Annotated in this window: 18 protein-coding genes; 16 read left to right on the top strand and 2 right to left on the bottom strand. The window is 43.0% G+C overall.

The genetic code is table 11. The features are described 5' to 3' along the window. Positions 1–55: 55 nt before the first annotated feature. From ACOOEY_RS19765 to ACOOEY_RS19745, 5 genes are all read left to right on the top strand, one after another. Positions 56–1399: a short-chain fatty acid transporter gene (locus ACOOEY_RS19765; protein WP_420386455.1), complete on the top strand. Its 1344-nt coding sequence runs from the start codon at positions 56–58 to the stop codon at positions 1397–1399. Positions 1400–1402: 3 nt separating this feature from the next. Further along, positions 1403–2152: a hypothetical protein gene (locus tag ACOOEY_RS19760; protein ID WP_420386454.1), complete on the top strand. Its 750-nt coding sequence runs from the start codon at positions 1403–1405 to the stop codon at positions 2150–2152. 108 nt (positions 2153–2260) lie between these two features. Then, positions 2261–4522: an aconitate hydratase gene (locus ACOOEY_RS19755; protein WP_420386453.1), complete on the top strand. Its 2262-nt coding sequence runs from the start codon at positions 2261–2263 to the stop codon at positions 4520–4522. A gap of 186 nt (positions 4523–4708) precedes the next feature. Further along, entirely contained in the window at positions 4709–5422 is a 714-nt protein-coding gene (locus tag ACOOEY_RS19750) for an ATP-binding protein (protein WP_420386452.1), read from the top strand. Between the two features lie 44 nt (positions 5423–5466). After that, positions 5467–5814, top strand: a complete 348-nt coding sequence (locus tag ACOOEY_RS19745) for a VOC family protein (protein WP_420386451.1) — start codon at positions 5467–5469, stop codon at positions 5812–5814. Between the two features lie 76 nt (positions 5815–5890). On the opposite strand, the gene ACOOEY_RS19740 is transcribed toward ACOOEY_RS19745, so the two are convergent. Both ACOOEY_RS19740 and ACOOEY_RS19735 read right to left on the bottom strand, forming a co-directional pair. Then, positions 5891–6865, bottom strand: coding sequence for a cyclase family protein (locus tag ACOOEY_RS19740; RefSeq protein ID WP_420386450.1), 975 nt, complete (start codon positions 6863–6865; stop codon positions 5891–5893). A 77-nt stretch (positions 6866–6942) separates the two neighbouring features. Further along, positions 6943–7548, bottom strand: a complete 606-nt coding sequence (locus ACOOEY_RS19735; protein ID WP_420386449.1) for a Crp/Fnr family transcriptional regulator — start codon at positions 7546–7548, stop codon at positions 6943–6945. A gap of 311 nt (positions 7549–7859) precedes the next feature. Here ACOOEY_RS19735 and ACOOEY_RS19730 point away from each other — a divergent pair, with 311 nt between their 5' ends. The 11 genes from ACOOEY_RS19730 to ACOOEY_RS19680 all read left to right on the top strand — a co-directional run bounded on the left by ACOOEY_RS19730 (position 7860) and on the right by ACOOEY_RS19680 (position 17261). Then, entirely contained in the window at positions 7860–8828 is a 969-nt protein-coding gene (locus ACOOEY_RS19730) for a c-type cytochrome (protein ID WP_420386448.1), read from the top strand. Positions 8829–8930: 102 nt separating this feature from the next. Further along, the gene (locus tag ACOOEY_RS19725) at positions 8931–10067 is read left to right on the top strand and encodes a Re/Si-specific NAD(P)(+) transhydrogenase subunit alpha (protein WP_420386447.1); all 1137 of its coding nucleotides are present in this window, start codon (positions 8931–8933) and stop codon (positions 10065–10067) included. Between the two features lie 3 nt (positions 10068–10070). Then, the gene (locus ACOOEY_RS19720) at positions 10071–10382 is read left to right on the top strand and encodes an NAD(P) transhydrogenase subunit alpha (protein WP_420386446.1); all 312 of its coding nucleotides are present in this window, start codon (positions 10071–10073) and stop codon (positions 10380–10382) included. 6 nt (positions 10383–10388) lie between these two features. Beyond that, positions 10389–11798 (top strand): NAD(P)(+) transhydrogenase (Re/Si-specific) subunit beta, encoded by a 1410-nt coding sequence (locus ACOOEY_RS19715; protein ID WP_420386445.1) that lies wholly within the window; start codon positions 10389–10391, stop codon positions 11796–11798. Between the two features lie 94 nt (positions 11799–11892). Beyond that, positions 11893–12642: an HNH endonuclease gene (locus ACOOEY_RS19710; protein ID WP_420386444.1), complete on the top strand. Its 750-nt coding sequence runs from the start codon at positions 11893–11895 to the stop codon at positions 12640–12642. 204 nt (positions 12643–12846) lie between these two features. Beyond that, a complete protein-coding gene (locus tag ACOOEY_RS19705) occupies positions 12847–13650 on the top strand; it encodes a hypothetical protein (protein ID WP_420386443.1) in 804 nt (267 codons plus the stop codon). Positions 13651–13766: 116 nt separating this feature from the next. Further along, positions 13767–13988: a type II toxin-antitoxin system VapB15 family antitoxin gene (gene vap15 / locus ACOOEY_RS19700; protein ID WP_420386442.1), complete on the top strand. Its 222-nt coding sequence runs from the start codon at positions 13767–13769 to the stop codon at positions 13986–13988. 152 nt (positions 13989–14140) lie between these two features. Beyond that, on the top strand, positions 14141–15169 hold the full coding sequence (locus tag ACOOEY_RS19695) for a serine hydrolase domain-containing protein (protein ID WP_420386441.1): 1029 nt from the start codon (positions 14141–14143) through the stop codon (positions 15167–15169). 54 nt (positions 15170–15223) lie between these two features. Then, positions 15224–15562, top strand: coding sequence for a n-acetylglutamate synthase (locus ACOOEY_RS19690; RefSeq protein ID WP_420386440.1), 339 nt, complete (start codon positions 15224–15226; stop codon positions 15560–15562). Beyond that, positions 15562–15756 (top strand): YwbE family protein, encoded by a 195-nt coding sequence (locus ACOOEY_RS19685; protein WP_420386439.1) that lies wholly within the window; start codon positions 15562–15564, stop codon positions 15754–15756. The genes ACOOEY_RS19690 and ACOOEY_RS19685 overlap by 1 nt, the downstream gene beginning before the upstream one ends. A 1193-nt stretch (positions 15757–16949) precedes the next feature. Then, entirely contained in the window at positions 16950–17261 is a 312-nt protein-coding gene (locus ACOOEY_RS19680) for a GIY-YIG nuclease family protein (protein WP_420386438.1), read from the top strand. The last annotated feature ends 7 nt before the right edge of the window (positions 17262–17268 follow it).

The following is a 17268-nucleotide window of genomic DNA, read 5'->3' as shown; positions in this document are numbered from 1 at the left end:
GGTAAAGTCTTCACCCAGTGTTCTTCGAATTCACTAAGAATTCGCATCTTTAAGCATGAACAAAAGATTCAGGCAGCTCTTTTACCACCTCTTCCCCTCCCCCTTTGCCATTGCTATTATGCTGACCGTTGTGGTCTTTATACTGGCACTTATTTTTACGCAAAGGCCTGAAAATGCAGTATCAGCCTATCCGCTGAAAATTCTGGAGTACTGGCAAACCGGATTCTGGGAGCTCCTGGCCTTTACTATGCAAATGGCTTTGATACTCATCCTGGGTCACGCACTGGCACTCACACCTCTGTTCAATCGGCTGATCGGACTTTTGACCCGTTACTGCAACTCTACAGCCCAGGCAGCACTTATGGTCAGTCTCTTTACCATACTGCTGAGCTTCTTTAACTGGGGTCTGTGTCTCATCTTCGGAGCCATCTTTGCCCGTAAGGTAGCCGAAAGAGCCAAATCACTCAATATGCCCTTGAACTACCCGCTCATTGGCGCTGCAGGTTATGCGGGTATGATGTGCTGGCATGGAGGCTTTTCAGGCTCAGCTCCATTGACTGTTTCCGGTGCAGATCATTTTCTGCAAAGTCAGATAGGCATCGTTGGTATAGACCAGACTTTACTCTCCGGTATGAACTTTAGCACTTCCCTGTGCCTGATAATACTGATACCTACAGGCCTCTTCCTGCTAGGCAAATACAGTAAGCCTTCTGCTCTGGATATCAAAACAAAAGCCTCAAGCCGGTCTAAACCAGTAGAGGTTATTGGTGCAGAGAAAATAGACCATCTCAAATGGCCCGCCATCACCCTCGGACTCATCATTTGTTTCATAGCCATTCGACAAGCCTGGAATAATCCTTCTGGGGCTGGTTTGGGCTTTATAGACCTCAACTACATTAACTTCCTCCTCTTTGGTCTGGGGCTTATGCTACATGGCACTTTAGATAATTTTCTAAAGGCTATTCAGAAAGCCATTGGCGGAGCAACCGGAATTATTATTCAGTTTCCGCTCTATGCGGGCATCATGGGTATTATGAAGTATTCGGGCCTGGGTGCCGAAATATCCTATGCCTTTGTAGCCATATCCAACCAAACCACCCTACCCATTTTCACATTCTTCAGTGCGGGACTGGTCAATATTTTTGTACCCAGCGGTGGTGGACAATGGATCGTACAAGGTCCTATTGTTACAGAAGCTGCCCAAACTTTGGGCGTTTCCATTCCCAAAACTGTTATGGCCTTGAGCTATGGAGACCAGCTCACCAACATGCTTCAACCCTTCTGGGCTTTACCTCTTCTCGGAATCACTCAATTGAAGGCTAAAGACATACTTCCCTACAGTGCATTAGTCATGCTCATGGGAATGCTTATCTTTATAGTCAACCTATTGATATTCTGACAGATGAGCAACAAGTACAGACTTGAAGGAGAACCAAGAAGAATTTCGTTAAGAGGCCTGGGTAAAGTATTCCTCGAGCTGATCATCATTGTCATAGGTATTTATCTGGCCTTTGCGCTGGAAGAATACGGACAGAAAAAGAAGGAAAGGCAACTCGAAGTTAAATACCTGAAGGAACTCCTTTCAGAAGCCAGAGCTAATCAAACGGAACTCAATGCGGATCAGGATGCCAGACGGGAACAAAGGGCACTTTTTGGCGAGTTGCTGGATGCTGTAAACCGACAGGTTGGTGACGATACATTGAGAAGTGCGGTGAGAGAACTGACCGTCAATCGCCTCTTCTCCCCTACAGATGCAGTTTATCAAGACCTGGTTTCATCAGGCAACCTCAAACTGATTCAATCAGACACTATCAGAAAAACCATTATCAGTTACAAACAGAGACTTGCCCGTGCACCGGTGACGGAGGCCGTTGAAGAAAGACTGATTGAAGAGAAAATCGAGCCCTACCTGCTACAAAGGAAAGTTCTTTCATTGATTGAGCCTTTGACTGATGTCGATCAGATCAGTATATCTGATCAACAGATTGACAGAATTATAAGGGTATTACTCAATGACCGGGAATTCATTGACCTGGTTTACCTGAGATACAGCAGACTGGATGATGTCATATACTTTGAAACGCCTCTTCAGTGGTCATTACGCGACCTGATTCGTCTGATAGAAGATGAAGTGAAGAGATTAGAGGAATAATCCTATCAACTATTCCTTCTGCGGCACACTCAATTCTTCGATTTTTGATAACTTAGCGGCCCCTAAATGGTTATCTAATTAGAACTATAATCACAAAAAATACTTTTCATGGCTTTTGACATTGATATGATTAAGGCTGTTTACGAGAAAATGCCTTCTCGCATTGAAGCAGCTAGAAAATCTGTGGGAAAACCGCTCACCCTTTCAGAAAAAATATTGTATTCACACCTTTGGGACGGAAACGCCACTACTGCCTATGAGCGAGGCAAATCATATGTAGACTTTGCTCCTGACCGCGTAGCGATGCAGGATGCAACAGCGCAAATGGCACTATTACAATTTATGCAGGCTGGTAAACCAACTGCTGCCGTTCCTTCAACTGTACACTGCGATCACCTGATTCTTGCGAAACAAGGTGCTGAGCAGGATCTTAGAAATTCATTGACTGCTTCCGGTGAAGTTTTCAACTTCCTGGAATCAGTTTCTAATAAATATGGTATTGGCTTCTGGAAACCCGGAGCTGGTATTATTCACCAGGTAGTTTTGGAAAACTATGCCTTCCCTGGCGGTATGATGATCGGTACCGATTCACATACAGTAAATGCCGGTGGTTTAGGTATGGTAGCTATCGGTGTTGGTGGTGCTGATGCTGTTGACGTAATGGCGGGCATGCCCTGGGAGCTTAAATTCCCGAAACTGATCGGTGTAAAACTGACCGGTAAAATGAATGGCTGGACTGCCCCCAAAGATGTTATCCTGAAGGTAGCTGGTATTCTGACCGTAAAAGGCGGAACCGGTTGTATCGTAGAATACTTCGGAGAAGGTGCTAAAAGCCTTTCAGCTACAGGAAAAGGTACTATCTGTAACATGGGAGCTGAAATTGGTGCTACCACTTCAACTTTCGGTTATGACGATGCCATGGAACGTTACCTGCGTTCTACTGACAGAGCAGATGTAGCTGACATGGCTAATCAGGTAAGAGAACACCTCACTGGTGATGCGGAAGTATATGCCAATCCTGAGCAGTATTTCGATCAGGTGATTGAAATTGACCTGAGCACATTAGAGCCACACGTAAACGGTCCTTTCACTCCGGACAGAGCCACTCCGGTTTCTCAAATGAGAGCTGAAGCCGAGAAAAACGGATGGCCTACTAAAGTGGAGTGGGGATTGATCGGTTCATGTACCAACTCTTCTTATGAAGACCTTTCAAGAGCATCATCTATTGCACAACAAGCTGTAGACAAGGGCTTAAAAACTAAAGCTGACTTCGGTATTAACCCGGGTTCAGAGCAAGTAAGATATACAGCAGAGAGAGACGGTTTACTTCAGATTTTTGAAGACCTGGATGCCACTATCTTTACCAATGCCTGTGGACCTTGTATCGGTCAGTGGGAAAGAACCGGTGACAACAACAGAGTCAACACCATTGTACACTCTTTCAACAGAAACTTCTCTAAAAGAGCTGATGGTAACCCAAATACGCATGCCTTTGTAACTTCTCCTGAAATGGTAGCAGCTATTGCTATCTCAGGTGATCTGGGCTTCAACCCAATTACAGATACTTTGACCAACGAAAAAGGTGAGCAAGTGAAGCTTGATCCACCTGTAGGTGAAGAATTGCCTTCTAAAGGCTTTGCTGTTGAAGACAATGGATATCAGGCACCTGCTGCTGATGGCAGCAATGTGGAAGTTGTGGTGAAGCCAGACTCTAAGAGACTTCAGCTGCTAACTCCATTCGAACCTTGGGATGGTAAAAACATCACTGGCGCTAAGCTTTTGATTAAAGCTTTCGGTAAGTGTACCACTGACCATATCTCTATGGCAGGTCCATGGTTGAGGTTCAGAGGTCACTTAGACAATATCTCAGATAACTGTCTCATTGGTGCTGTGAATGCTTACAATCAGGAAACCAATAAGGTGAAAAATCAACTCACCGGAGAATATGGTCCTGTACCGGCCACTCAGCGTCAATACAAGGCTGAAGGTATTCCTACAATCGTTGTGGGTGACCATAACTATGGCGAAGGTTCTTCAAGAGAGCATGCTGCCATGGAACCGAGACATTTAGGTGTTAAAGCTGTTTTGGTGAAGTCATTTGCGAGAATTCACGAAACCAACCTGAAAAAGCAGGGTATGTTGGCCCTTACTTTTGCCAATGAGGCTGACTATGATAAAGTTCAGGAAGATGATACCATCAATTTCCTTGATCTAGATCAGTTTGCTGATGGCAAGCCATTGAACATTGAGTTTGTTCATGCCGATGGTTCCAAAGATGTGATTGTGGCTAACCACACTTACAACGAAGCACAAATTGGCTGGTTCAAGGCAGGTTCTGCACTTAACCTGATCAAGGAGCAAAATAAATAAGCCGATAAGGCCAAATAGATTTTAAAGAGGCTGTCGCGAAAGCTAGCTGAACGTCACCCTGAACTTGTTTCAGGGTCTTTAAGTGATTGATTGATCATTCACTTGGATTCTGAAATAAATTCAGAATGACGAACTCGAGCGCTTTCGAGACAGCCCTTTTTTATGAACTCTCTTTAAGTTTGATTCATGCAAACCCCATTATTCTTCAACTGGAGTACAGGAAAAGATTCTGCACTGGCTTTGCACAGATTACAGAACAATCCTGATTTTTCGGTTGAACACCTCCTGACTTCCATCAATAGCCATCATAACCGGGTCAGTATGCATGGCTTGCGCAGAGAACTCTTTGAACAACAGATGGAAGCGTTGCGAATTCCGTGGTCAACACTGGAGCTGCCTGAGCAACCCTCTATGGAGATTTATGAAGAGCAAATGACCAAAGTACTGAATCCACTGCTGGAAAGTGGATTTCAGAATACAGCTTTTGGCGATATCTTCCTGGAAGATCTAAGGCAATACCGTGAAGATAAACTGGCTCCGCTAGGCATAAACGCCCACTTTCCACTCTGGAAAGAGGACACCAAACTATTGATGGAGGAATTCTTCAAGCTTGGCTTTAAAGCGATTGTCATTTGCGTCAATGGTTCACTGTTAGATGAGTCCTTCGTGGGTTGTGACATCACTCCTGAATGGCTGGAACGCCTTCCCGATACTGTTGATCCATGTGGTGAAAATGGAGAGTTCCACACCTTCTGCTATGATGGTCCTATATTCAAAAGCTCCATCTCATTCTCTGTAGGAGAAAAGGTATATCGAGAATATGATTCACCTGGTGGGAATGGAGAAAAATCCGGCTTCTGGTTTTGTGACCTGCTCCCTGCCCGAAATGCTACATCCTAAAAGGAATAATTGTAACTTCTCATCAAAAGTCAAAACTCACCGATATGCAAGATAACCTCATCAACTACGTAGAATTCAAAGCTAATGACCTGGAAGCCGTTAAGACATTTTACAGCAAAGCTTTTGGCTGGGAATTCACCGATTATGGCCCTAATTATGTCGCTTTTAATGCCAGTGGCTTAGAAGGCGGATTTGAAAAGTCTGCAGAGCCTGTGGTTAACGGGGCACTCATTGTCCTTTACCATAGTCAACTGGAAACTGTTTTGGAAACAGTCAAAACCAATGGTGGACAAGTTGTAAAGGATATTTTCTCCTTTCCCGGAGGCAGGCGTTTTCATTTCAAAGACCCTGCTGGAAACGAGTTGGCTATTTGGTCTGACCAAGGACTTTAATATCACTTCTACATGACAGTCTCCAAACCTGACTATACCAGATTTGGAGACTATTATTATCAACCACCTTTCTACATTACCTGATAGGAATAGCAATAGGTCTCAATGGAGCACCACTGGCACCTTTCAGTTTTAATGGTGTAGCTATAAAAGCAAACTCATAAACTGAATCTGCAGCCAGCTCTTCCAGATTTAAGTTCTCTATAAAAGACACTCCTCGCTGAGCCAGCAAGTAAGTATGTACCGGTACCCAATTACCAGGCTCCTCTGATGGGAAAGCTTCCAGACCCAGATTATCGGCACCCAGCAACATAATCTGTTGATCTTCTGCCAACCACTTCGCAGCCGCAAGGCTCAGTCCGGGAAACTGATTAAGATATTGAGAGGCATTTTGAAAATAAGCCCCCTGCCCTGTTCTGATTAATACAATATCTCCCTTTTTAATACTTACCTGCTGTTTGCTCAGGGCTCCCTTCAAATCGTCAACTGTTATCATGTAGTTCGGATCCAGTGTGCTTTTTCCTTTAAAAGCGGCTACATCAATCAACACGGCCCTGGAGATAATGGGTGGAATCTTCTCCGCTCCACCTTTATGCCATCCTTTGTCACCCAATTGCTCATTGACCTTATACCCGTTGTATATCTCACCATTAAGGCCAAAATGACTCAATGCATCGATATGTGTTCCGGCATGGGTCAACATTGAAAAGGCATCAGAGGTGTAGCTTACCTTTTGATTCATAGCTTTCCCCGCTCCATTTGGATTGTCAACAACAGTACCCTGTGGTGTATGGGTTAACCAAAACTGATAAGCAGGATCGCCAAAAAAGTTGAAGGAGGGCATTCCGATAAAGTATTCCACACTCAAATCATAGACCCGGGTGCCAGTAGTCGATTGAAGAGCCTTAAGCTGTGAAGCCGTGGTCATCATATTCAGTGTACCAATCTCGTCTTCAGTACCCCAGGGGCTTTTACCCACCCGTTCCTGAGCTTGTAAAAGCCCGCAAAAACCAATGCAAATGGCCATTAGCCAAAACCTGTTTTTCTTCATGATTACATTTTTTGATTTCATGAAGCGAAACTGGCCTATCGAAAAGTCCAAAAAGTTAAGCTAGCTTAATAAAACACTCAGTTCTTTGACCTAAGGTGGCTTAGGAATTCTTTGGTAATTCCCAGATATGAGGCCACCATATACTGAGGTACGCGTTGTTCAATTTCTCGGTACTTCTTACGGAAGAGCTCGTAACGCTCAGAAGCAGATAGCAGAATACTCTCCAGATGACGTTCCTGCAAAACCTGATGAGCGCTCTCAAACTTAAGCCTCATAAATCGTTCAAATGGAGGTACCGCATCATTCAGCCTTTGCAATGCATCTCTATGAATTTGCAACACCACCGTGGGTTCAACAGCCTGAATAAACTGTCTTGCTGGTTTCTGTTCAAGAAAGCTTTGTAAATCATTGATACACCACCCTTCAATGCCGAACTGTGTAGTGATTTCCTTCTCAGCATCCTGGTAAAAAACCCGCATACACCCCGAAGCAATAAAGTATAGATGATTGGAAACAGTACCGGGAGCAATCAACATCTCCCTTTTGACCAGTCTTTTCACACGGAAATGTTCCCGCACTGATTCTACCTGCTCTTCCGTGAACTGAGTGGCTGATGTTAGGCGATCAATCAAAGGACTGTAATAGTCCTGATCTTTATTAGACTTTACTGCTACCTGTTGCATGTTGAGAAGATTATGAAGGACTAACAGTACTTGAAGTGATCGGGTTCTGAAGAAGTATGGTATTGTGATTCAGGTATCAGACAAATGACAACACAGATCAATTCACAGTGCGTATTTCCATTTGCTTTCTCCTCATTATCAAAACAAGGCCTTCAGGTAGATTTACTTCCTCATTCAGAATAATCATCGCTTTGGTAAAAGCCGGGCATTTTGTGCAGGCTGCCTTAAATGAATTTTGACCGGATAAGAACCACATTAAGAATTAAATCATTAACTTACTTACAGTCAATTGATTAACATTCTTCAACCCAATGAAAAAAGTACTTAAAGTCCTCGGCTTTGCGGTGTTGGCTATTGCCATAGTAGCCACAGCAGCAATCATTTATGTAAACAATGCTTTCCCTAAGGTAGACCCTGCAATTGAACTCACCGTTAACTCAACTCCTGAATTGGTAGCGAGAGGTGAATACCTGGCCAACCATGTGGCCGTCTGCATAGACTGTCATTCCACCCGTGATTTTTCTCTTTATTCCGGGCCTCCGATGGACGGTACACTGGGCAAAGGCGGTGACAAGTTCGATCAGAGTATGGGAATGCCCGGAGTATTCTATGCCAAAAATATTACACCTTACGGGATCAGCCGATACACTGATGGTGAGCTGTATCGTGTCATTACCACAGGAGTGACCAAAGAAGGCCATGCACTCTTCCCTATTATGCCATACCCTTATTATGGGCAAATGGACCCTGAAGACATTCAGGCGATCATAGCCTACCTGAGAACGCTTCCATCTATTGAAAGCGATATTCCGGATGCAGAACCTGATTTTCCTTTCAGTATAATCCTTAAAACTATTCCTCAGAATGCTAATCCGCAAAAACGGCCTGATCAAACGGACATCATTGCCTACGGAAAGTATATGGCCACTTTTTCAGGTTGTGCAGAATGCCATACGCCTGTAGAAAAAGGACAGATTATTCCAGAGAAAATGTTCAGTGGCGGAAGGGAATTTCCGATGCCGGGTGGTCTGTTGAGAACCCCCAACATTACGCCACATAATACCGGTATGGGTGCCTGGACTGAAGATATGTTCATCGCCCGTTTCAAAGGCTATGAAAACAGCAGGCAACCTGTTGCCATGGGCGAATTCAATACGCTGATGCCCTGGAACATGTATGCCGGAATGGACACTACAGATTTGAAGGCCATCTTCGCCTATTTACAAAGTGTTGAACCTATAGAAAATGAGGTGACTCGTTTTGAACCTGCAGGTGAATAAAGAAACCATAATCGGAAAAATGACATAAGTACCAACACAGATCATTTTTATAAGAGCGAAAAAGTTCTAATTTGAGAAACGAACTTTTCAACCTGTAGAACTATGACAATAGGCCTTTTAAAGGAACCCGATGGTGAAAATCGGGTAGCACTTTTGCCCGAAAGTGTAAAAGCCTTAATCGCTCTGAAAGCAGAAATTATTGTTGAATCCGAAGCCGGTCTTAAAGCATTTTCTCCCAATGCATTATATGAAGATGCAGGAGCTAAAATTGGTCAGCGCGAAGATGTTCTTCGCGCTGATCTTGTTTTAGGCATTAACCCTCCTGATGACCATGAACTGAAAACATTAAAACCGGCCCAGGTACTAATGTCTGTCTTTCAACCTCTCTCCAATAAAGCCCTGGTAGAGCAACTGATGTCTCAGCAAGTTACCAGCTTTAGCATGGATAATGTACCCCGAACCACCAGGGCACAATCAATGGACGTCTTATCTTCCATGGCCACTGTGGCAGGTTACAAAGCTGTACTACTGGCAGCATCCAACTCTCCCCGCTTCTTCCCTATGTTTATGACCGCAGCAGGAAGCATTGTTCCTTCCAAGGTGCTGGTACTGGGTGCCGGTGTAGCAGGTCTTCAGGCTATTGCTACAGCCCGCAGATTAGGGGCAGTAGTAGAAGCCTTCGATGTGAGAACAGCGGCTGAAGAAGAGGTGAAGAGTTTGGGAGCCAAGTTCGTGAAAGTCGAAGGTGCCACCGATGATAAATCGGCCGGTGGTTATGCCGTGGAGCAATCAGACGAATACAAAGCTAAGCAACAGGCCTTGATACAGGAGCATGCCAGCAAGGCGAATATCATTATCTGTACCGCACAGATTCCCGGAAGGAAAGCACCTGTACTCATCACAGCAAAAACAGTGGAAGCCATGGCCCAGGGCTCGGTAATTGTAGACCTTGCCGCATCTACCGGAGGCAATTGTGAGCTGACTGAAAATGATAAGAACGTTCAGCAACATGGCGTCACTATTATTGGTGATTCTAATTTAGCCTCCACCATGCCATTGGATGCCAGTAAAATGTATGGCAAAAACATGGTCAACTTCCTTAAACTCATGATTGACGAAAACGGTGATCTCAACCTGAACTGGGAAGACGATATACTGGCCAATACCTGCGTGACGCATGCCGGAGAGGTAATGAGTGAACGCGTAAAAAACATTCTTTTTCAAACCGAAACAGCCTAAGCCATGGATCAACTTTTACAACTGTTCATCGATAACCGGGAGTTTATCTTCCTCATTATCGTTTCTGTTTTTTTAGGAATAGAAGTCATTTCCAATGTCCCTGCCGTGCTTCACACCCCATTAATGTCTGGCGCCAACGCCATTCATGGGGTCGTCATCATTGGCTCTATTATTATTATGCTGGAGGCTGATCCTACCAATTACTTCGCCCTGATTTTGGGCTTTCTGGCTGTAGTGCTGGGAACACTCAATGTAGTGGGAGGCTTTGTGGTGACCAACCGCATGTTAGAAATGTTTAAGAAAAAGGAGAAGTAAGCAGCCATGAATGAACTACTAGGACTTTCGATACTGGAGCTATGCTACATTGCTGCTTCCATTACTTTCATTTTGGGCTTGAAAATGCTTTCCAGTCCCGACAAAGCCAGAAAGGGAAACCTAATTGCCGCTTACGGCATGGGAATAGCCATCCTGGCCACTATTCTCTTCAAAGAAGAACTGACTGCCGACAAATGGCTGAACTATACGTTGATTCTCGCTGGTTTAGTCATTGGTACTGTAATTGGTACACGCATGGCCCTGAAAGTGAAAATGACGGCCATGCCGCAAATGGTCTCCTTCTTCAACGGTATGGGTGGTGCCTGTGCCGCGGTTATTTCTCTGGTTGAATTCGACCATATTATGCGTGGCGGTGAGGTGGAAACCGGAATGCTGATTGTGATCATTCTCGGTCTGATCATTGGATCAGTCTCCTTCTCAGGTAGTATCATTGCCTATGGTAAACTGGAAGGTAAAATCGGAGACAAAGCCCTTCCTGCAGGACAAATACTCAATATTATTTTGCTGCTGGGTATGCTCGGCATGGCCATTTTCATAGCCACAGCGCCTGAACCACAAGCTTTATATATCTATATCCTGTTAGCAGTATCCCTCCTATACGGAGTCCTGTTTGTGATGCCGATTGGAGGCGCAGATATGCCTGTGGTGATCTCTCTCCTCAACAGCTTTACCGGTATGGCAGCTGCCTTTGGTGGCTTCCTCTATGGCAACCAGGCCATGTTGACTGGTGGTATTCTGGTGGGATCTGCCGGAACTATCCTCACCGTGTTGATGTGTACCGCAATGAACCGCTCACTCACTAATGTCATCATCGGTTCCTTTGGTGGCGGTGGAGCTACTGCTGGTGCTGATGGTGAGCAAGGCACCATTAAAGAAGTTACGGTTACTGATGCCGCTATCTTATTGGCTTATGCGCAAAAAGTGATGGTGGTGCCGGGCTATGGTTTGGCCGTGGCTCAGGCACAACACACGGTACATAATCTGGAAAAAATACTGGATGAAAAGGGAGTCGAAATGACCTATGCCATCCACCCTGTAGCAGGCCGGATGCCCGGGCATATGAATGTACTCCTGGCTGAAGCAGACGTGCCCTACCCCAAGTTACTGGAAATGGAAGAAGCCAATGATGCCATGTCTAATGTAGATGTGGTACTGGTGATTGGTGCGAATGATGTTGTGAACCCTGCCGCAGAGAGTGATCCCTCCAGTCCGATCTATGGTATGCCGATTATCAAGGTGCTGGACGCTAAAAACGTGATTGTGATGAAGCGTTCCATGGGTAAAGGTTATGCCGGTATTGAAAACAGCCTCTTCTTCCACGACAAAAACCGTATGCTCTTTGGCGATGCCAAAGACTCATTGGAGAAGTTGATTAGCGAGGTGAAGAGTTTGTAGGGGCTCGAATCAGAATGCCGAGTTTGCCCCTAGATTAACAAAAGAATGACACAAAGTTGTATTAATAGTTAACCCGAGCCTCTATCCTTTCAAAATGGAGACAATTAATTCGCTTGACGAACTTAGGAATAACCTAAGAACCATTGAGGACTACTTGACAAGTGATGACATAGGCGAAGCTAAATTTGCTGAGGATTTAATTAGACGCGGAACTTGCTTTGTAGCATATAAAGCTGGAAACCAACTAAGATTTGCCCCTAGCCGGTTTATTGGTTATCTGAACAACTCAGTAACAGAACATTTGGATAACCCCACCAAACATGGCAACGTAACAAACAGAGCTATTCGGCAATTGCTTGGACATGAACAACCAAATAAAAAGCTCGATGAAGACTACAGAAAGTATTGTTCCACACTAGGAATTAATCCACCAATAACAGGAGCATTTGGAAACCAGCGTAAGTTTTGGACAGCTGAAATTGGAATTACTGATTTTGCCGAAAATATTGAAATGGATGATGAATTTCCAGAAGGAAAACTCGTAGAACGATCTCACAGACGAAGAGAAAGAAATAAAAAAATCACCGAATTAAAAAAAATGGAATTCCTCAAAACTCACGGAAAAATATTCTGCGAGGTATGTGGCTTTGACTTTCAAGATAAATACGGTGAACGAGGAGCCAACTTCTGTGAAGTTCATCATACAATTCCAGTCAGTGAAATGCATCCAAGTCACAAAACTTCTATTGACGAACTAGTCATCGTATGTGCAAACTGTCATCGCATGATTCACCGAGAACGACCATGGTTGTCAACGAGTCAACTCAAGAAAGTTCTCAAATAATGGAAATCAGGATAACAAATGCTATAAATGAATGCGGTTCTATCGGGCGGAATATTTCCGTAAAATTTGAAATCCAAATAAACTATAAATTTAGATAAAGGTGTGGCTCTATACTAGAGAAGGGTTAGCACTTTTCTAGCCTTCTCACCATGATGAATTAAGTGGCTATAAGTTTATAATTTCAAATCCTAACAAAGTTCGATAATGTCAGATTTCAAAGTTTATTTTCAGAATACTAATTCCCATTTCTCGCCTGCTGAAAAAGTGACGGCAGATGATTGGTTTGATACTTCATATCACAAATCTTCACATTCAATTGGAAGTCTCCGGTATCCTATGGTAGACAATGGCAGATATCAGAACAAACATCCTATATATGATACACATGGGGAAATTGTAGGTTATCTTGTTGATGCTGAGACTCAAATTGGTTATACATGGAGATGTGTTTATGCAGGAGCTGGATTTTGGCTAACGCATCAGACTTTCTCTGCAACTATGGGTGGAGGTGGCTGCAACATCTCCCTAATAGCTGATGTTGGGAATCGTCTCTTTTCATCAAAAAGGAGATTTAAGCTTATTAAATCATTCAATTTTAAAGAACATAGTTGGACCTCTCCAGATGCGTTTAAATTATTAGAAGATGGCTGTGAATTGTTTGTCATAACCCATCATGGCTTCTGTGTTTTCGAAACCTTCAATAAAGTATTAAAATCGAGAAATCACTTTCAGCCCTTTGTAGATAAATATGACTTTACTATTTCACCCAAAGTCAAAATTCTAGCCGTAGTATCTAGCTTTAATGGAACAAAAGATCCTATTGATGGGGAATATAGATATAAAAATGCCATCTGGCTTTACAATCTTGATACTGGAAATCTAGTTGGTGAAAAGCAATTAGAAATAGATAAATCAGTGAATTGGTATATCGACTTTAGTGAAGACGGCCGGAAAATAAGAGTTTCATCCAACCAGTTTACGACTCATTTTGAACTAGTATCATCGTGACATTTTCAACGATAAATAATTTAGAGCTATTAAGAACTTACCGAATCGTAAAATGTAACACGCACTATCTCCACTAAATCAACAACCAAAAGCATGGATATTCATAAATTTAATTTATGGAATCGAATATAAGCCTTTCCCTATCTCAGATACTTGAGTTAGTTAGAAACTTGCCTGTCGATCAAAAAATCAGGATTTCACAGGAACTGGAAAAAGAGACTATCATGTCTAAACTAACTGAATTTCTAACTGCTTTTCGAACGGATAAACTTTCAAAGGAGGAGATAACAACAGAAGTAGAGCAGGTCCGACAGGACTTTTATAATAAGAGACGTTAAATTAGGAGCATTATTAGTGAAAGGCGTATTTCATGAATGTTAATTCTTGTTACTACATGATCAACTACAACGACAAACGATTCAGAGCCGTAGAAAACTCGCCTAATGGTGAGGTTTCGGGAGATTTGTTCTGATTAATCCTCGGAGTAAGAATGAGAAAGAAACGAGCCAAACAGATATTTAGAGTTGTGTTATTGCTAGGTACGGCCATTTCATTGTTCTTTGTGCCTTGGCTTTTGGTAAAGGCATGGATACTCCCATTACCGGATACAATTCAGGAGCAATTGGATCAAGCCATTGGTCATGGATTTGACGGAATGATCGTTTATGTAGACCAGGCTGGCAAACCACCTCAGTATTATGCAGCAGGCTGGCATAATCGAGATTCTAAAATACCCGCCAAGCCTGAAGCACTATTCAAGATTGCCAGCATCAGCAAGCTATATGACGCTGTAGCTGTTACCAAACTGGTAGCGGATGGACGACTTTCTCTGGATAAAACAATCGCTGACTATTTACCCGAACTCGTGGGAAGAATTGAAAACGCTGATAAAATCACTTTGAGATTAATGATTCAGCATAGAAGCGGTATTCCCAATTTTACGGACGCTCCAAATTTCTGGGCTGATCCAACAAAGAGCTATGAAGAAAGTCTTGCATTAATCCTTGACAAACCGGCCAACTTTGAACCTGGTGAAGACTACGAGTATTGCAATACGAACTACCTATTAATCAATAAGATAATGGATGACGTATTAGGATATAATAACTTTCAATTCATACAGGAAGAAATTCTAATGCCACTGAATCTTAACAATACCTTCGGTTCTCTGAGTGAAGTGGATATTGAAGATTTGATGAGTGGATATCATGAAGGATATCCCTATGATTTAAAAGAAAATGATCATGGCATGCATGCCACTGCTGAGGATGTAGGTAATTTCGTAAGGGCCTTGAATGACGGATCAGTGTTTGAACCAGGAGAAAAGGAAATCTATTCGTCCATTTATGAGTTTGAGCATGGTGGTTGGGTGCCTGGATACCAGAGCTTCGTAGAATATCACGAAGATATTGATGCTGTTGTTGTTGCGTTTTACAGTACGACTGACCCTAAACTGTACAATTGGAACCTGTCAGAAATCATCAATAATAGAATTGTTAAGATTCTAAGAAGACAATAGGCTCATAGCAATGTATCAGGTATATTTTAATGGCATTTACACCAAACCTTAATTGTGATCAACTACAACGATAAAAAATTCAGAGCCATTGAAAACTCACCTAATGGAGAGGTTTCGGGAGATTTAGTTTTCCATTATAAACAGGAAGGCAATCAATTGGTTTGTCAGTACTTTGGCGGTAAAATTCTGGAAGGTTGGCTGGAAGGCACAGTGGATGAGAATGGAGTTATTGAAATGAACTATACCCAGGTGAATACAGAATTGACACAAAATACAGGTAAGTGTACTTCTACCCCGGAAGTCCTTCCCAATGGTAAAATCAGGCTGCATGAAGACTGGCAATGGACATCGGGAGACCTGTCTAAAGGCACATCAATTTTAGAAGAAATCTAATGGACGGAACAAGAAGAGCAGACATTAAACCAGGCATTGAGGTTAACATCGTCCTCAAACAGGATCAGAGAAGCGGTAGACTCACCCACGGCTTTGTAAAGGATGTACTTACAAATTCTCCCTCCCATCCACATGGCATCAAAGTAAGGCTGGAAGATGGTCAGGTCGGCAGAGTGAAGGAAATCCTCTCTTAGTAAGTCATTACCCCATCCTCTTCGTTATTCAGAGCGAAGTGCAACGAAGCGAAGAATCCCCTGGATTGTGCAACAAACATGGAGATTCTTCGGTCTCATTATCCTTGATATACATCAGGATAATGCTTCCTCTGAATGACGCATCAAAGGTATATTTCAGCATCTCGGAGACCGCTCCATTTTAGTCAACCAACATTACCATAGTTCCTGAAACAAGTTCAGGATGACGGTTACGGGACATTCAACTTTCATAGTAACACCCAATTAATCCATCACAGAACAGTAGATAGTAAGCTTCATAACTCCGCTTCATGCATCAAAACGAATACGCCTATTGCACCCTGTCGTCATGCTGAACTCGTTTCAACATCTCAGAGGCCGCTCCATTTTAGCCACACAACTTTACCATAGTTCCTGAAACAAGTTCAGGATGACGGTTACGAGACTTTCGGCTTTCATAGTAGTACCCAATTAATCCATCACAGAATAGTAGATACTGAACTTCATAACTCCTCTTCACCTATCAAAAACGAACTACATGTATTGCACCCTGGCGTCATGCTGAACTCGTTTCAGCATCTCGGAGACCGCTCCATTTTAGCCACACAACATTACCATAGTTCCTGAAACAAGTTCAGGATGACGGTTACGGGACTTTCGGCTTTCATAGTAACACCGATAAATCATCAAAGAAAGGCAGATAGATAATGATCTTGCCCCCTTCACGTATCAAAAACGAATTACGTCTATTGCACCCTGTCGTCATGCTGAACTCGTTTCAGCATCTCGGAGACCGCTCCTTTTCAGTCAACCAACATTACCATAGTTCCTGAAACAAGTTCAGGATGACGGTTACGGGACATTCAACTTTCATAGTAACACCCAATTAATCCATCACAGAACAGTAGATAGTAAGCTTCATAACTCCGCTTCACCTATCAAAAACGAATACATCTATTGCACCCTGGCGTCATGCTGAACTCGTTTCAGCATCTCGGAAACCACTCCATTTTAGTCAGCCAACATTACCATAGTTCCTGAAACAAGTTCAGGATGACGGTTACGAGACATTCAACCCTCATGGCAAACTTGATCTGATTCGCTTAAGTCTGACAGAATAAATCAAACAACTCCTTTCAGCCAAAAACGCTAATTCCGCTTCCGCATCATTCTAGAAACTTTTAAATTACTTTATGGCGAAAGGTGGATCCATCTACATTATGTCTAACCCAAGCAGAACGGTACTCTATATTGGTGTTACCTCCAACCTCATTGCAAGAGTCATTGAACACAAAACGAATAATGGATCGACATTCACGAAGAAGTATAATTGTATTGACTTGTTGTACCATGAAGAGTTCTCCTCAATACAAGAAGCGATCATTAGAGAAAAGCAACTAAAAAATTGGCACAGAGAATGGAAATGGAACTTGATAAAGGCATTCAATCCTTCATTAAATGACCTCTCCGAAGCAATAGGTATCGATTTGAAACACGATTTATGAAATACCA

It is taken from the genome of Roseivirga sp. (assembly GCF_965216855.1).
Lineage (GTDB): Bacteria > Bacteroidota > Bacteroidia > Cytophagales > Cyclobacteriaceae > Roseivirga.
The sequence above is the reverse complement of the archived record's forward strand: the minus strand, read 5'-3'. Positions and strand labels throughout refer to the sequence as shown.

Bases quoted from the DNA above. Each gene is read 5' to 3' on its own strand.
- ACOOEY_RS19765 (WP_420386455.1), top strand. From the start codon at position 56: ATGAACAAAAGATTCAGGCAGCTCTTTTACCACCTCTTCCCCTCCCCC.
- ACOOEY_RS19760 (WP_420386454.1), top strand. From the start codon at position 1,403: ATGAGCAACAAGTACAGACTTGAAGGAGAACCAAGAAGAATTTCGTTA.
- ACOOEY_RS19755 (WP_420386453.1), top strand. From the start codon at position 2,261: ATGGCTTTTGACATTGATATGATTAAGGCTGTTTACGAGAAAATGCCT.
- ACOOEY_RS19750 (WP_420386452.1), top strand. From the start codon at position 4,709: ATGCAAACCCCATTATTCTTCAACTGGAGTACAGGAAAAGATTCTGCA.
- ACOOEY_RS19745 (WP_420386451.1), top strand. From the start codon at position 5,467: ATGCAAGATAACCTCATCAACTACGTAGAATTCAAAGCTAATGACCTG.
- ACOOEY_RS19740 (WP_420386450.1), bottom strand. From the start codon at position 6,865: ATGAAGAAAAACAGGTTTTGGCTAATGGCCATTTGCATTGGTTTTTGC.
- ACOOEY_RS19735 (WP_420386449.1), bottom strand. From the start codon at position 7,548: ATGCAACAGGTAGCAGTAAAGTCTAATAAAGATCAGGACTATTACAGT.
- ACOOEY_RS19730 (WP_420386448.1), top strand. From the start codon at position 7,860: ATGAAAAAAGTACTTAAAGTCCTCGGCTTTGCGGTGTTGGCTATTGCC.
- ACOOEY_RS19725 (WP_420386447.1), top strand. From the start codon at position 8,931: ATGACAATAGGCCTTTTAAAGGAACCCGATGGTGAAAATCGGGTAGCA.
- ACOOEY_RS19720 (WP_420386446.1), top strand. From the start codon at position 10,071: ATGGATCAACTTTTACAACTGTTCATCGATAACCGGGAGTTTATCTTC.
- ACOOEY_RS19715 (WP_420386445.1), top strand. From the start codon at position 10,389: ATGAATGAACTACTAGGACTTTCGATACTGGAGCTATGCTACATTGCT.
- ACOOEY_RS19710 (WP_420386444.1), top strand. From the start codon at position 11,893: ATGGAGACAATTAATTCGCTTGACGAACTTAGGAATAACCTAAGAACC.
- ACOOEY_RS19705 (WP_420386443.1), top strand. From the start codon at position 12,847: ATGTCAGATTTCAAAGTTTATTTTCAGAATACTAATTCCCATTTCTCG.
- vap15 (WP_420386442.1), top strand. From the start codon at position 13,767: ATGGAATCGAATATAAGCCTTTCCCTATCTCAGATACTTGAGTTAGTT.
- ACOOEY_RS19695 (WP_420386441.1), top strand. From the start codon at position 14,141: ATGAGAAAGAAACGAGCCAAACAGATATTTAGAGTTGTGTTATTGCTA.
- ACOOEY_RS19685 (WP_420386439.1), top strand. From the start codon at position 15,562: ATGGACGGAACAAGAAGAGCAGACATTAAACCAGGCATTGAGGTTAAC.
- ACOOEY_RS19680 (WP_420386438.1), top strand. From the start codon at position 16,950: ATGGCGAAAGGTGGATCCATCTACATTATGTCTAACCCAAGCAGAACG.